The 15,317-nt window shown below is 74.1% G+C and carries 10 protein-coding genes; all 10 read right to left on the reverse strand.

What is annotated here, in order from left to right; translation table 11 throughout:
• Nucleotides 1–15 precede the first annotated feature (15 nt).
• On the reverse strand, nucleotides 16–591 hold the full coding sequence (locus tag ACIPXB_RS28450; protein WP_401454334.1) for a GNAT family N-acetyltransferase: 576 nt from the start codon (nucleotides 589–591) through the stop codon (nucleotides 16–18).
• A gap of 42 nt (nucleotides 592–633) precedes the next feature.
• Nucleotides 634–1,476: a GNAT family N-acetyltransferase gene (locus ACIPXB_RS28455; RefSeq protein WP_401454417.1), complete on the reverse strand. Its 843-nt coding sequence runs from the start codon at nucleotides 1,474–1,476 to the stop codon at nucleotides 634–636.
• A 172-nt stretch (nucleotides 1,477–1,648) separates the two neighbouring features.
• Nucleotides 1,649–2,806, reverse strand: a complete 1,158-nt coding sequence (ispG, locus tag ACIPXB_RS28460; protein ID WP_401454335.1) for a flavodoxin-dependent (E)-4-hydroxy-3-methylbut-2-enyl-diphosphate synthase — start codon at nucleotides 2,804–2,806, stop codon at nucleotides 1,649–1,651.
• Between the two features lie 199 nt (nucleotides 2,807–3,005).
• The gene (locus tag ACIPXB_RS28465; RefSeq protein ID WP_401454337.1) at nucleotides 3,006–4,307 is read right to left on the reverse strand and encodes a M50 family metallopeptidase; all 1,302 of its coding nucleotides are present in this window, start codon (nucleotides 4,305–4,307) and stop codon (nucleotides 3,006–3,008) included.
• Nucleotides 4,304–5,554 (reverse strand): 1-deoxy-D-xylulose-5-phosphate reductoisomerase, encoded by a 1,251-nt coding sequence (gene dxr / locus ACIPXB_RS28470; RefSeq protein WP_401454338.1) that lies wholly within the window; start codon nucleotides 5,552–5,554, stop codon nucleotides 4,304–4,306. Before dxr ends, ACIPXB_RS28465 begins: the two co-directional genes overlap by 4 nt.
• A 20-nt stretch (nucleotides 5,555–5,574) precedes the next feature.
• The gene (locus ACIPXB_RS28475; RefSeq protein ID WP_401454339.1) at nucleotides 5,575–7,059 is read right to left on the reverse strand and encodes a hypothetical protein; all 1,485 of its coding nucleotides are present in this window, start codon (nucleotides 7,057–7,059) and stop codon (nucleotides 5,575–5,577) included.
• A gap of 65 nt (nucleotides 7,060–7,124) precedes the next feature.
• Nucleotides 7,125–9,113 carry an acyl-CoA dehydrogenase family protein gene (locus tag ACIPXB_RS28480; RefSeq protein WP_401454341.1) on the reverse strand — a complete coding sequence of 663 codons (1,989 nt, stop codon included), beginning with the start codon at nucleotides 9,111–9,113 and terminating at the stop codon, nucleotides 7,125–7,127.
• A gap of 157 nt (nucleotides 9,114–9,270) precedes the next feature.
• Nucleotides 9,271–10,716: an aldehyde dehydrogenase family protein gene (locus tag ACIPXB_RS28485; protein WP_401454342.1), complete on the reverse strand. Its 1,446-nt coding sequence runs from the start codon at nucleotides 10,714–10,716 to the stop codon at nucleotides 9,271–9,273.
• 205 nt (nucleotides 10,717–10,921) lie between these two features.
• Nucleotides 10,922–12,502: a PucR family transcriptional regulator gene (locus tag ACIPXB_RS28490; RefSeq protein ID WP_401454344.1), complete on the reverse strand. Its 1,581-nt coding sequence runs from the start codon at nucleotides 12,500–12,502 to the stop codon at nucleotides 10,922–10,924.
• Between the two features lie 129 nt (nucleotides 12,503–12,631).
• Entirely contained in the window at nucleotides 12,632–15,211 is a 2,580-nt protein-coding gene (locus tag ACIPXB_RS28495; RefSeq protein WP_401454345.1) for an ATP/GTP-binding protein, read from the reverse strand.
• Nucleotides 15,212–15,317 lie beyond the last annotated feature (106 nt).

Genomic DNA, 15,317 nt, shown 5'->3' on the forward strand with positions numbered 1-15,317 from the left:
AGACATGCCCCGAGGTTATCGGCGGCGCAGCGGCAGGGGCGCGCCCATGACGGCGTAGGGCAGGCTGGCGCTGGGGAAGTGCACCTGGCGCGCGAGGTCGGTGTAGCCCAGCGCCCGGTAGAGACCGCGCGCCCGGCTCTCGGTGTCGATGGCGGACAGGATCGAGCGCGGCTCCGCGGCCGCGTCCGTGATCCGGGTGATCAGCTCGCGGCCGACGCCATGGCCCTGGAACCCGGGGTGGACGTGGAGTTCGGTGATGACGAACGAGCCGTCGAGCCAGCCGTCGTTCCCGGTAGCCCGCAGGTACGGCTCGACGACGGTGGACCACCAGTGCGTACGGTCGTTGGGCATGCCGTAGACGAACCCGGCCAGCGCCCCGTCCTCGGTGAACGCGCCGAGCGCGCGGGCCCCGGGGCAGGTCATGTGGCGCTGGACGATGTAGCGCCGGATGCCGATCTCCTCCTCGCTGAGGCCGAAGGCGACGGCCTGCACCCGCAGCGCCTCGTCCACGCGGGCCCCGAGGTCCAGGGGGGCGATCTCGAGTCCGGCGGGCGTGGGCACGGACGGCGTGGAGGGCTCGGAAGGCACCATGCGGCGACCTTACTGGGCGGTCACCCCCTCATGACAGCAGGTTCAGAAGAGCACGCTCATGAACGCGCCGACCTCGCGGAAGCCCACGCGCCGGTACGCCGCCCGCGCGGCGGTGTTGAAGTCGTTGACGTAGAGGCTGACGAGCGGCGCCACGTCGCGCAGCGCGTACTGGACGACGGCGGCCATGCCGCCCTCGGAGTGGCCGCGGCCGCGGAACTCGGGGTCCACCCAGACGCCCTGGATCTGGCAGGCCAGCGGGGTGGCCGCGCCGATCTCGGCCTTGAAGACGACCCGGCCGTCGTCGACGCGGGCGAAGGAACGGCCGGTTCCCACCAGTTCCGCGACCCGGGCCTGGTAGAGGAGCCCGCCGTCGCCGGCGAGCGGGGAGACGCCGACCTCCTCGGTGAACATGGCCACGCACGCGGGCATGATCAGGTCCATCTCGTCCTTGCGGATCCGGCGGACCAGCGGGTCGGGCGCGATCTCCCGCGAGGGCTCCTCGATGACCATGAGGGGCTGGTGGGAGCGGACGTCGCGGGCGGGGCCCCAGTGCGGCTCCAGCAGCCGCCACAGCAGCGCGGTGGCCTGGGCGGGGCCGACGATGGAGGAGCAGCGGCGGCCGGTACGGCGGGCGCGGTCGGCGAAGGCGCGTACGGCGTCGGGGGTGGCGCAGACGGGGACGAGGTTGGCGCCGGCGTAGCACAGGGAGGTCAGCTCGCCGCCGGTGTAGTAGCCCCACATCTCGCCGCCCAGGCGCCAGGGGTCGAGGCCGGCGATGCGGACCCGCGAGGTGACGAAGGCGTTCTCGACCGGCTCGCGCTCCAGCACCTCGAGCGCGGCGTCGAGATCACCGGGTTCGAGGACCCGGGTGGTGGTCTGCGTCAACACGTGGGGGGCCTCACCATGCAAGTCTGCTGATCTGTCGCACTGTACCCGCCGGCACCGCGCATTGCCGCTTCCCCGGGGTCACGAAAAGGCTCCGGCCCCGCCCGCGAGCTGCGGGAACGGGGCCGGAGGAGGCGATGCGGAGAGGGGCGGCGGCGGGAGCCGGCCGGGGTCAGACGCCGATGGCGACGGTGGGCTCGCCGGAGGCGACGCCGTCCTTCTCCATCTGCTCGGCGATCTTCATGGCCTCTTCGATGAGGGTCTCGACGATCTTCGACTCGGGGACGGTCTTGATGACCTCGCCCTTCACGAAGATCTGGCCCTTGCCGTTGCCGGAGGCGACGCCGAGGTCGGCCTCGCGGGCCTCGCCGGGGCCGTTGACGACGCAGCCCATGACGGCGACGCGCAGCGGGACCTCCATGCCGGTCAGGCCGGCGGTGACCTCTTCGGCCAGCTTGTAGACGTCGACCTGGGCGCGGCCGCAGGACGGGCAGGAGACGATCTCCAGGCGGCGCGGCTTGAGGTTGAGGGACTCCAGGATCTGGATGCCGACCTTGACCTCCTCCGCCGGCGGGGCGGAGAGGGAGACGCGGATGGTGTCGCCGATGCCCTCGGAGAGCAGTGCGCCGAAGGCGACGGCGGACTTGATGGTGCCCTGGAAGGCCGGGCCGGCCTCGGTGACGCCCAGGTGCAGCGGGTAGTCGCAGGCGGCGGCGAGCTGGCGGTAGGCGTTGACCATGACGACCGGGTCGTTGTGCTTGACCGAGATCTTGATGTCGCCGAAGCCGTGCTCCTCGAAGAGGGAGGCCTCCCACAGCGCGGACTCGACCAGCGCCTCGGGGGTGGCCTTGCCGTACTTCTTCAGCAGCCGGGCGTCGAGGGAGCCGGCGTTGACGCCGATGCGGATCGGCGTGCGGGTCTCGTTCGCGGCCTTCGCGATCTCCTTGACCTTGTCGTCGAACTGCTTGATGTTGCCCGGGTTCACGCGGACCGCGGCGCAGCCGGCGTCGATCGCGGCGAAGACGTACTTCGGCTGGAAGTGGATGTCGGCGATGACCGGGATCTGCGACTTCTTGGCGATCACGGCGAGCGCGTCGGCGTCGTCCTGGGTCGGGCAGGCCACACGGACGATGTCGCAGCCGGAGGCGGTGAGCTCGGCGATCTGCTGGAGCGTCGCCCCGATGTCGGAGGTCCTGGTGGTGGTCATCGACTGCACGGAGATCTGTGAGTCGCCACCGACGGCCACCTTGCCGACCTGGATCTTGCGGCTGACGCGGCGGTCGGCAAGCTTCGTCGGCACGGCCGGCATTCCGAGAGAGATGGCAGTCATCTGCTGTGCAACCCCAAGGTGTGGATCAAGGTCCCGAGATCGGCGGGCTCCAGGCTTCGAGATTACGCCAAGCGGCACGCGCCCCGTGCATCCGAGGGGGTCCGCCACCCGAACGTAGGGAGCCGGACACGTAACGTGCCCGGCTCCCGTACGCATGCCGTACAAGCGGTCGTACGACAGGCGTACGACGCGTGTCGGATCAGGTGATCTTGATGGGGTTCACCACGTCCGCGATCATCACCAGCAGGGTGAAGCAGACGAAGACGCCCGCCACCACGTACGCCACCGGCATCAGCTTCGCGACGTCGAACGGGCCCGGGTCGGGGCGCCGGAAGACGCGGGCGAAGGTGCGCCGCACCGACTCCCACAGGGCTCCGGCGATGTGCCCGCCGTCCAGCGGCAGCAGCGGCAGCATGTTGAACAGGAACAGCGAGAGGTTGAACCCGGCCAGCAGGTTCAGGAAGAACACCAGCGTGTGGGTCGGGGGCACGTCGAGGGTGAAGATCTCGCCGCTGACCCGGGCGGCGCCGATGATGCCCATCGGCCCGTCCTGCTCGCGCTCGGCCCCGTTGAAGGCGGCGTCCCACAGCGCCGGGACCCGGGACGGCAGGTCGATCAGCGCCTGGACGCCGGACTGCATCATGTCGCCCATGCGCTCGACCGACTGGCCGAAGGACTGCTCGACGTAACCGACGGCGGGGCTGAAGCCGAGGAAGCCGGCGGTGACGTACTCGCCCTTGACGTACTGGCCGTTGCCGTCGGTCTTGGCGACCTTGTTCGGGATCAGGTCGGCCTTGAGGTCCAGGCGCTGCCCGGCCCGCTCGACGGTGATGGTGGCGGGGCCGGTGGTGGCGCGGATGTCCTTCTGCAGCGCCGACCAGTCGGAGACCGCCCGGCCGTCGAAGGCGACGATCTTGTCGCCCTGCTTGAGGCCGGCGGCCTTGGCGGGGGCCTGCGGGTCGCCCGCGGCGCAGGTGGTGCGCTGCTCGCTCTGCTGGATCACGCAGTCCGAGACCGAGCCGACCACAGTGGTCTGGGTGTTGACCCCGAAGGTCATCAGGGTGGCCACGAAGATCGCCACGGCCAGCACCAGGTTCATGAACGGCCCGGCGAACATGACGATGACGCGCTTCCAGGGCTTGCGCGTGTAGAACAGCCGCGTCTCGTCGCCGGGCTGGAGCTCCTCGTACGCCGCCGAGCGCGCGTCCTCGATCATCGACCGGAAGGGGGAGGTCGAGCGGGCGCTGACCTTGCCGTCCTCGCCGGGCGGGAACATCCCGATCATGCGGATGTAGCCGCCCATGGGGATGGCCTTGATGCCGTACTCGGTCTCGCCCTTCCTGCGCGACCAGATGGTGGGGCCGAAGCCGACCATGTACTGCGGGACGCGGACCCCGAAGAGCTTGGCCGTCGAGAGGTGGCCCAGTTCGTGCCAGGCGATGGAGATCAGCAGACCGAGCAGGAATACGACTATCCCGATCACCGTCATGAGCATGGTCATGCGCGCGCCTCCACGGCGGCCCGTGCCGCCATCTCCCGCGCCCGGGCCCGCGCCCAGGCCTCCGCCTCGAGGACGTCGGAGAGGGTCAGCGAAGTTCCCGCGGCCGGCGTCCCGTGGTCCTCGACCACAGCGGCGACGGTATCCACGATCGCTGTGAACGGCAGCCGACCGGCCAGGAAGGCGTCCACACACTCCTCGTTCGCCGCATTGAACACGGCGGGGGCGGTGCCGCCCAGGGTACCGACGTGCCGGGCCAGGCCGACGGAGGGGAACGCCTCGGTGTCCAGGGGGAAGAACTCCCAGGTGGAGGCCTTGCTCCAGTCGAACGCGGGGGCCGCGTCCGGGACCCGGTGGGGCCAGCCGAGACCGATCGCGATGGGGCCGCGCATGTCCGGCGGGGTGGCCTGGGCGAGCGTGGAGCCGTCCGTGAACTCCACCATCGAGTGGACGTAGGACTGCGGGTGGACGACGACCTCGATGCGCTCGAAGGGGATGTCGTAGAGCAGGTGGGCCTCGATGACCTCCAGGCCCTTGTTGACCAGGGTCGCCGAGTTGATCGTGATGACCGGGCCCATGGCCCAGGTCGGGTGGGCGAGGGCGTCGTCGACGGTGACGTGCGCCAGCTCGGCGCGGGTGCGGCCGCGGAAGGGCCCGCCGGAGGCGGTGACCACGAGCTTGCGTACGTCCGCCCGGGTGCCGGCGGCCAGCGCCTGGAACAGCGCGGCGTGCTCGGAGTCGACCGGGATGATCTGGCCGGGCTGCGCGAGGGCCTTGACCAGCGGGCCGCCGACGATCAGCGATTCCTTGTTGGCCAGGGCCAGGGTGCGGCCGGCCCGCAGCGCCGCGAGGGTGGGCGCGAGGCCGATGGAACCGGTGATCCCGTTGAGCACGGTGTGGCACGGGGAGGCGGCGAGTTCGGTGGCCGCGTCGGGGCCCGCGAGGACCTCGGGCTGCGGCTCGGCGCCGTACTCGGCGCCGAGCGCCTCTTTCAGGGCCGGTACGACGTCCTCGCGGGCGACCGCGACCCGCTCGACCCGCAGCCGCCGGGCCTGCTCGGCGAGCAGGCCGACGCGGCCGCCGGCGGCGGACAGCGCGGTCACCCGGAACAGGTCGGGGTTGCGCAGGACGAGATCGATGGCCTGGGTCCCGATCGATCCGGTGGACCCGAGGATGACGATGTCCCGGCGGCCGGCCGCGGCGTCGAAGAGGAGGTGCGGGTCGGCGAGGGGGGCTGGGCTGTCGCTCATCCCCCCATTGTTGCCGCAACTCAGCCGGGGTTGGACACCCAGTCCCCCGAGGTGACCCCGGCGAGGAGTTCGGGCAGCGTCCCGGGGAAGTCGGGCAGCGCGCGGGCCGCCCGCCACCAGCCGTCGGCGTACGTCCCGAGGGCGCCCGCGAGCAACCGGTCGGCCTCGGCCCGACCGGCGAACAACGCCCGCCGCCCGCCCCGCCCCCGTCCGGCGCCACCGCCGTGGCCGGCGTCACCATCGTGGCCGGCGCCACCACCGTGGCCCGCGCCACCGTCGCCACCGTCGTCCGCGGCGCGGTCGGGGGCGTCGGGCGCGGGGTCCTCGTCGAGGTCGCCCAGCCAGTGGTCCTCGTCGACGTCGCCCAGCCAGTGGTCCTCGTCCAGGGCCCACGCCGCGGGTGCCTTGTGGCGGAGCACGTCGGTGCCGGTCAGCAGGCCGCGGTCCAGGCAGGCCCGGACCCAGCGGATGTCCTCGCGCAGGTCGCCCATCGCATTGGGCACGGCCAGGCTGGCCAGGGCCAGTTCCCGCTCGACGCCGCCGGCGGGTGGGGGCGGGGCGGGGGCCAGGGCGCGCACGGCCCGTTCGAGACCGGGCACGGGCGGGGCCGGCGGGACGGCGGCGAGGTCACCGGCGGTGCCCCCGGCGATCGCGGCGGCGAGTTCGGGCAGGGTGCCGGCGAAACCGGGCGCGTGGCGCGTCAGCGCGGCCCACAGCCGGGGGTCCTCGCCCAGGGCCGGGCGCAGCACGCGGTGCACGGCCGAGCGCATCTGGGCCCGCTCGGCCAGGGACCAGCGCAGACCGTGGCCGCGCCCGCCCTCCAGCGCGAGCAGCAGGGTCCGGTGGGCCGGGGCGAGGTGGGCGACGAGTTCGTCGGGGGTGGCCAGGCCCATCCGTACGGCCCGGACGGCGGGCCGGTGCCAGGAGCGGCCGTACCCGGTGGCGGCGCGGGTGTCGAGCAGGGCCAGGGCCACGGGCAGGGGCAGCCGTCCCACCAGCAGCAGGGCCTCGACGGAGCCGGGCGGCAGCGGGTGGCGGGCGTGTTCGCGCAGCAGCGCGCCGGGGTCGGGGCCGGGCCGGGTGTGCAGGCGCAGCACGTCCAGCGGGCCGCGCGGCCGGCGGGCGCCGGTGCGGCGCAGGAGGGCGATCAGCTCTTCGTCGGTCAGGGACAGCGGCTCGTCGGGCGGGTGGCCCAGCTCGGCGCCGAGCAGGTCGGCGAGGTGCGCCTTCGGCGGCCGGGCGGCGTAGCGGGCGGGGCCGGGCAGGCCCGGCAGCGGGCGGCCCAGGACGTAGGGGTTGCGGGCGACCGTACGGCGGTCCTCGTCGGTGCCGTGGCGCAGCAGGAGCGTCACGGTGGAGGCCGGGAGGTGTTCGTCCCGGCACAGGAAGCGGCGCGTGGGGGCGTCCAGGCGCCCGAGGAGGTCGGCGGCGACCGCGTCCGGTGCGTGGCGCAGCAGGAGCGCCACGCACCGGGCGAGCCGTCTGCTCTCCCTGTCGACGTTCATCGTTGGTCCGCTTCCCCGCTCGCCGCCCTCGTACGCCTGTCCGGCGACGGGGCGATGATCGCAGGTCAGCGGAACGGGCGGTGGACGTTTTTCTGCTGGGAGGGTCCGGGGGCGGCGTCCGCGATCCAGGGGCCGTCGCCGGAGGGGTCCAGGACGCCTTCCTCCAGCCAGGTGTAGGTGCCGGTCAGGACGCCCGCGACGACCTTGCGGTCCAGGTCGTCGGTGTTGGACCACAGCCGTCCGAACAGCTCCTCGATCCTCAGCCGGGACTGCCGGCAGAAGGCGTCGGCGAGCTGGTAGGCCTCGCGGCCGTGGGCGCCGGTGGCGCGCAGGTGCTCGGCGCGCACGCAGGCGGCGCTCATGGCGAAGAGTTCGGCGCCGATGTCGACGACGCGGCCGAGGAAGCCCTGTTTGGTCTCCATCCGGCCCTGCCAGCGGGACATGGCGTAGAACGTGGACCGGGCGAGCTTGCGGGCGCCGCGTTCGACGTAGCGCAGGTGAACGGCGAGGTCGGGGTGGCCGGCGGGGTGGAACTCGCGGTAGGTGCCGGGCACCTGGCCGGGGCCGGCGGCGAGCTTGGGCAGCCAGCGGGCGTAGAAACCAGCGGCGCGGGCGCCGGCCCGGGCCTTGTCGCCGAGCGCCTTGTCGGGGTCGATGAGGTCGCCGGCGACCGAGAGGTGGGCGTCGACGGCCTCGCGCGCGATCAGCAGGTGCATGATCTCGGTGGAGCCCTCGAAGATCCGGTTGATGCGCAGGTCGCGCAGGAGCTGCTCGGCCGGTACGGCGCGTTCTCCGCGGGCGGCGAGGGAGTCGGCGGTCTCGAAGCCGCGGCCGCCGCGGATCTGGACCAGTTCGTCGGCCATCAGGCAGGCCATCTCGGAGCCGTAGAGCTTGGCGAGCGCGGCCTCGATGCGGATGTCGTTGCGGTCCTCGTCGGCCATCTGCGAGGCGAGGTCGACGACGGCCTCCAGCGCGAAGGTGGTGGCGGCGATGAAGGAGATCTTGGCGCCGACGGCCTCGTGGCGGGCGACGGGCCGGCCCCACTGCTCGCGGACCGCCGACCATTCGCGGGCGATCTTCAGGCACCACTTGCCGGCGCCGACGCACATCGCGGGCAGCGAGAGCCGGCCGGTGTTGAGGGTGGTCAGCGCGATCTTCAGGCCGGCGCCCTCGGGGCCGATGCGGTTCGCGGCGGGGACCTTGACGCGGTGGAAGCGGGTGACGCCGTTCTCCAGGCCGCGCAGGCCCATGAAGGCGTTGCGGTGCTCGACGGTGATGCCGGGGGCGTCGGCCTCGACGACGAAGGCGGTGATGCCGCCGCGGTGGTTCTCGGACGCGGGCACCCGGGCCATGACGACGAGCAGGTCGGCGACCACGCCGTTGGTGGTCCACAGCTTCACGCCGTCCAGGACGTAGCCGTCCTCGCCGTCGGGGACGGCGGTGGTGGCGAGCCGGGCGGGGTCGGAGCCGACGTCCGGTTCGGTGAGGAGGAAGGCGCTGATGTCGGTGGTGGCCAGGCGCGGCAGGAAGGCGTCCTTCTGCTCCTGGGTGCCGAAGATCTTCAGCGGCTGGGGGACGCCGATGGACTGGTGGGCGGAGAGCAGGGCGCCGATGGCGGGGCTGACCGAGCCGACGAGGGCGAGCGCCTTGTTGTAGTACACCTGGGTCAGGCCCAGGCCCCCGTACTTGGGGTCGATCTTCATGCCGAGGGCGCCCAGTTCCTTGAGGCCGCGCACGGTCTCGTCCGGGATCTTCGCCTCGCGTTCGATCCGGGGCCCGTCGATCTCGGTCTCGCAGAAGGCGCGCAGCCGGGCCAGGAAGGCCTCGCCGCGCCGCACGTCCTCGTCGGCGGGAAGGGGATGGGGGTGGATCAGGTCGAGGCGGAACCGGCCGAGGAAGAGTTCCTTGGCGAAGCTGGGCTTGCGCCAGTCCTGTTCCCGGGCCGCTTCCGCGACCTGCCGGGCCTCGCGCTCGGTCACCTTGGGCGGGACCGGGGATGCGGGCCGGGCTGGTTCCGCGGGCTGGGCGGGCTGTGCGGGCTGTGTTGCGGACATGAGGGGGATCACCTCGCCGCTCGTCGGGTCGCTACCGGTGGGTGCTACCTGTGAGTCGTACCCGTTAGTCGTACCCCTTCCGCCCGCCCGGGAAAAGGGGGACGGCCTGAGCCCCCGCACAGTGGGCTCAGGCCGTCGGCTCTTTGGCGGAACGGACTCAGATGTCGAGGCCGGTCAGGACCATGACTCGCTCGTACGTGTAGTCCTCCATCGCGTAGCGGACACCCTCGCGGCCGACACCCGACTGCTTCACGCCGCCGTACGGCATCTGGTCGGCGCGGTACGAGGGGGCGTCGCCGATGATCACGCCGCCGACCTCGAGCTCGCGGTGGGCGCGGAAGGCGCTCTGCACGTCGTGGGTGAAGACGCCGGCCTGGAGGCCGAACTTGGAGTCGTTGACCTTGGCGAAGGCCTCGTCGGTGGTCTCGACGCGGTGCAGGGTCAGGACCGGTCCGAAGACCTCCTCGACGGCGATGGTGACGTCGCCCGGGACCTCGGCGAGCACGGTCGGCTCGTACGAGGCGCCCTCGCGCTTGCCGCCGGCGAGCAGCTTGGCGCCGGCGGAGACGGCCTCGTCGACCCAGGACTCGACGCGCTTGGCGGCGTCCTCGGAGACGAGCGGGCCGACGTCGGTGGCGTCGTCGTTCGGGTCGCCGGTGACCTGGGCCTGGACCTTCGCGACGACCTTCTCGACCAGGCGGTCGTAGACGGCGGCGTCGGCGACGACGCGCTGCACGGAGATGCAGGACTGGCCGGCCTGGTAGTTGGAGAAGGTGGCGATGCGGGTGGCGGCCCAGTCGAGGTCGGCCTCGGAGGACCAGTCCTGGAGGACCACGGCCGCGGCGTTGCCGCCGAGCTCCAGGGTGCAGTGCTTGTGGGGCACGGACTCCTGGATGGCGTAGCCGACCTTGTCGGAGCCGGTGAAGGAGATGACGGGCAGGCGCTCGTCCTTGACCAGGGCCGGCATCTTGTCGTTGGCGACGGGGAGCACGGACCAGGAGCCGGCCGGCAGGTCGGTCTCGGCGAGCAGCTCGCCGAGGATCAGGCCGGACAGGGGGGTGGCCGGGGCCGGCTTGAGGATGATGGGCGCGCCGACGGCGATCGCGGGGGCGACCTTGTGGGCGCAGAGGTTCAGCGGGAAGTTGAACGGCGCGATGCCGAGGACCGGGCCCTTGACGAAGCGGCGGGTCAGGGCGAGACGGCCGACGCCACCGGCGTCGGTGTCCAGGCGCTGGGCCTCACCGCCGTTGAAGCGGCGGGCCTCTTCGGCGGCGAAGCGGAAGACGGACACCGCGCGGCCGACCTCGCCGCGGGCCCACTTGACGGGCTTGCCGTTCTCGGCGGAGATCAGCTGGGCGATCTCCTCGGTGCGCTCGACGAGCCGCTTGGAGACGTGGTCCAGGGCGGCGGCCCGTACGTGGGCGGGGGTCGCGGAGAACTCCGCCGTCACGGCGTGCGCCGCGGCCACGGCCTCTTCGACCTGCGCGTCGGTGGGCACGCTGACGGTGCCGACGACGCGGCCGTCCCACGGGGAGTGGACGTCGAAGCTGTCCTGGCCGGTGGCCTGGCGGCCGGCGAGCCAGAAGGCGTGGGTGGAAGTCATGCGAATCCCCGGCCCTTCGGTGGTGTGCGGGTCCTGTCCCTCCCACCGTAGATCTGCGCGGCGGTTTCGGCGTTTGTCCGGCATGGAGCGCCGCTCGCGCGTCCTGCGCCGCTTTGTCAGTGTCGCCCGGTCGGCGGTGCCGCTCCGGCGTCGGTCCGGCCCGGCCGCCGCCGCTCGCGGTGCACCCCGCAGGGGTGGGGCGCGCTCACGTAGGGGTGGAGGTGGCCTTCAGGGCGAGCCAGAGCTCCATGCGGACGTCGGGGTCGTCGAGGGAGCGGCCGAGGATCTCCTCGACGCGGCGCATGCGGTAGCGCAGGGTGTGGCGGTGGACGCCGAGTTCGGCGGCGGCCGCGTCCCACTGGCCGTGCCGCGAGAGCCAGGCCTGGAGGGAGGCCACCAGGTCGCCGCGGCCGGTGGCGTCGTGCTCGCGCAGGGCGCGCAGGGTGCCGTCGGCGAAGGCGCGGACGGCCTCGTCGGCCAGGAGCGGCAGGACCGAGCCCGCCGCGAGGTCCTCGTGCTCGACCAGCGGGCGGCCGCGCCGGCGGGCCACGGCCAGGGCCTGGTCGGCCTGCTTGAAGGCGGCGCCGGCGTTCGCCGGGCCCGCGGGCGCGGACAGGCCGATGACCAGTTCGTCGGCCTCGGGGCCGGTGGCGTCCCGGCCCCGCCGGCCTTCGAGGGCCTCCGCGTGGGCGGCCACCGCCTGTACGGCCGCGCCGCCGTCGGCGGCCAGCACCACCAGCCGTCCGGTCTCGGGCACCACGAGCAGGGTCTCGCCGGCCCGGGCCGCCGCCGACTCCACGGCGTCGGCGAAGGCGGCCAGGCCTTCGGGCTGGGCGGTCCCGGGCAGCGCCGGTTCGACCACGACCAGCCGGAACGGCGCCTCCAGCAGTCCGCCGTACAGGTCGGCGGCCACGGCCTGGGCGTGCTCGGGTTCCCCGGCCAGCAGCATCCGCAGCACGGCCGCGCCCAGCCGCGACTCGGCGTCGTGCAGGGCGCGCGAGCGTTCGGTGGTCAGCGTGAGCAGGGCGACCGCCGAGTGGACGGCGTACCGCTCGGCGGTGCCCAGCGGCGCGCCCGTGCCCACGGCCAGCGCGCCGCGGGCCCGCCGGCCGGTGCCCAGCGACTGCAGTTCGACCCGGTCGTCCGAGCCGCCGACCACGGCGCTGGCCGGCGCCGGGCGTTCGCGCAGCCGTTCGACGTCCGGGGTGAGCCGGGCGGCGCGCCGGGCGGCCCAGTCGGGCGCGGCCGCGACGACCGCCCCCGAGGTGTCGTACAGGGCCGCCCAGCCGTGCACGTGCGCGGCGAGCCTGGCCAGCAGTTCGGCGGGGCCCTCGGCGGACAGCGCGGCCCGCGTGAGCTCGCGCTGCGCCTCGAATCCGGCGGTCACCGCCCGGTACTGGTCGGCGGCCAGCGCCGCGGAGACGGCCTTGCTGATCGCGAGGAAGGGGGTGCGCCGGGGCACCTCCAGCAGCGGCAGGTCCTCGCCGCGGGCGGCCTCCACCAGGGCCTGGGGGATCGCGTCGTAGTTGACGCCGACGGCGAAGCCGATGCCGACGACCCCGGCGGCCGCCAGCCGGCGGACGTAGGCGCGCATCTCCTCGGGGTCCTCGGCGTCCAGCTTCATGGCCGTGATGAGCAGCAGCTCGCCGCCCTCCATGTAGGGGACGGGGTCGGCGAGCTCGCTGACGTGCGCCCAGCGCACCGGCGTGTCCAGCCGGTCCTCCCCCGCGCGGACGCTGAGCTTGAGCGCCGAGTGCTGGACGAGCGAGGCGAGAGTGAGCGGCATCGGTTCCCGGGGCTTTCGACAATGATTCATTTCGCCGTGGCGTATGAACGGCTCAGGTCGATTCTGCCACCTCGTACGGGTCGCCACACGGCCGTCGCGGCAACCGGCGGGCGGCTTCCCCGACGGCCGTCATCCGGCGTGGCCCAGCTCCACCAGCAGCGGCGCCGCCCGCTCGCCGCGCACCGTGGTCAGCGACAGCACCGCGCACCCGGCCGGCACCGCGTGCGCGAGGTCCGAGGCCGACCACCGCTCCCGCTCCACCTGCCGTACGGTCACCGCGTCCGTGGTCACGGCCTTGCCGGTGATCAGCTTGCGCAGGGCGTGGATCCACCGGGTGAGGGCCTGGTCGGCGAAGACGTCCCGGCTGGTGACGTCGCGCGCCTCCACCCACTCGGTGCCCCAGGCCTCCGCGAACCGCTTGCCGTCCCAGGTGGTGACCCCGGAGAACGCCATCCGGCAGCCCACCGCGCCCAGCAGCGGCGTGCGCAGCCCCTCGGGTACGTCCTCCAGCGTGCGCAGGGCCAGCAGCACCCCGGCGTGGGCCGAGCGCAGCCGGCTCAGTTCCCGCACGGTCTGCGGGGTCAGCGTGGCGGAGGCGTCGTCGAGGGCCAGGAAGGCGAAGAGCGAGCGGTCGGCGCGGGCGGCGACGCTCGCCGTGAACTGGGCGAGCAGCAGCCGGGCCAGCATCCGGGAGGCGTCGGTGTGCCCGCGCTCGGGCAGGTCGATGCGGACCCGCAGGGGGTGCTCCAGGAAGCTGAGCGAGAACATCCGGTTCTGCCCGGTGGTGTCGAAGGACCCGGCGAACGCGGGCCGGTCCAGCAGGGCCACGCGGTCGGCGAGCAGCGGCCCGGGGTCGCCGTGGGAGCCGGAGGCGCGCTCCCGCGCGTCGAGCTCGCGCAGCATCGCGTACTGGCCGGCGCTCTGGAGGTCCTCGCGCAGCGCGGCGACGGCGGCGGGCACCTGGTCGAGGAGTTCGCGCAGCTCGGGGACGCCGGGGAAGCGCCCGTAGGCGGCCCGGAAGGGGCCGAGCAGCTGGGCCAGGGCGGTCGCGGCCCGCCGTACGTCGATGCCCGGTACGTCGCCGACGAAGGCCTCGGCGAGCAGGGTGGCCGCCTCGTCGGGGTCGGGGGTGCCGCCGTAGAGGTCGAGGTCGTGCACGGAGGAGTCGTCGCCGATGCGGACCACCACGTCGTACGCGTCGTCGGGCCCGAGCCGGGCCCCGGCCGCGCCGACCGCGATGACGGCGGCCTGTCCGGCCAGCGCCTGGAGGGCCAGCGACTCCACGACGGGCCGCACCAGCCGTCCGGTCTTGCCCGCGCCGGAGGGGCCGACGGCCAGCAGTGAGGTGCCGAGCACCTCGGGGTCGAGGGCGAGGCCGGTGGTGCGCCGGGCGTAGGGGTTGCGTTCGGTGTCCGCGACCGTGCCCAGGCGGACCTGCCGCAGGAGCAGGTCGTGCCGGGCGGCCCGGACCGGCAGGTCGCGCGCTCCGGAGGGGTGCGCGCAGGCGCCGGCGCCCTTGGCGCGCACCGCGTCGGCGAAGGCGGTGAAGCGGGTGGGGTCGACCTGGACGGACTCCCAGGCGCGGCGGATGCGGACGTGGTCGACGTCGCCCATCCGGCCGGCCTCGGTGTCGGCGCCGAGCCGGTCGGCGGCGTCGGCCAGGCCGGCGGCGCGCAGCTGCGACCAGCGGACGGGATCCTCCTCGGACCCGGGCTCGACCGGGGCCGGGGCGCCGGGCCGGCCGGCCGGCGCGGCGGAGGCGCCGGGCCCGCGGCGGCGCAGCAGGGTGAGCCCGCCGCCGAGGACGGCGCAGGCCAGCACGACGCCCGCGTCCAGGAGGAGGTGGGCGGTGTCGACGAGCTGCTTGTTGGCGACCTGGTCGGTGCCGAACGGGAGCAGCGAGTAGGCGAGCGCGCGCAGCGGGAGCTGGTAGTGACGGACCAGCAGGACCGCCAGGAGGGCGACGAGCGCGGCCGCCCCGGCGCGGGCCCAGGGGCCGCGGGCGACGACGAGCCGGTTCCAGGCGAGCTTCCAGCGGCCGAGGCGGCCGAAACCGTAGAGCAGGGCGGCGTCGAAGAGCAGCTCGTAGAGCGGCTTGGCGGTCATGCCGCCCTGGCCGGGGCGGGGCTCGCCGTGCAGGTCCCACCAGTCGTTCGGGGTGAACATCCGCAGCGGCTCGTCCCACGCCGTGATGTAGCCGTTGCGGATCAGCGACCACACCAGGACGCAGACGAGGAAGGAGATCACGGCGGAGCTGAGCAGCGCGCGCGCCGGTACGGCCTCCTCGGGGTCCTGGGCGGCGCGCGGCACGTGGCCCAGGCGCCAGGTGCCGGGCTCGGCCTCGGGCCGGGGCGTGCGCAGCCACTCGGCCAGCGCCCCGGCGGCCCCGGCGGCGGGGCGGGGCGCGTGGGCGGGGCGGGGCGGCCGCACCGGCGGGGCGGCGGGGGCCGGGGGGACGGCGGGGGCGGGCGGGACCGCGGTCGCCGGGGCGTGCGCCTTCGGGGAGCGGCCCGCTGCCTGCGGGTCCGGGGCGGGCAGGTCCGGGGCGTGCGGATCCAGTGCGTGCGGATCCAGTGCCTGCGGGTCCTGGGCCGGTCCCGGTGCGTGGGGGGTTCCGGCGCCCGGCGGCAGCGGTGGCCCGGCCGGCCGGGGGACCTGGCCCCCGCGGGCGACCGCGTCCGGTGTGCCGTACGTACCGTCGGTGTCCATGAACCCCTGCCCCCTGCCTGCCCCGTTCACTGTGCTGCGGCGCTCAATCTAGTGGCCGGGACCGCCCCGCGGCCCGTACCCCGGCCGGATCGGCGCGACACCCGGT

The sequence above is a fragment of the Streptomyces sp. NPDC090022 genome (assembly GCF_044748145.1).
GTDB lineage: Bacteria > Actinomycetota > Actinomycetes > Streptomycetales > Streptomycetaceae > Streptomyces.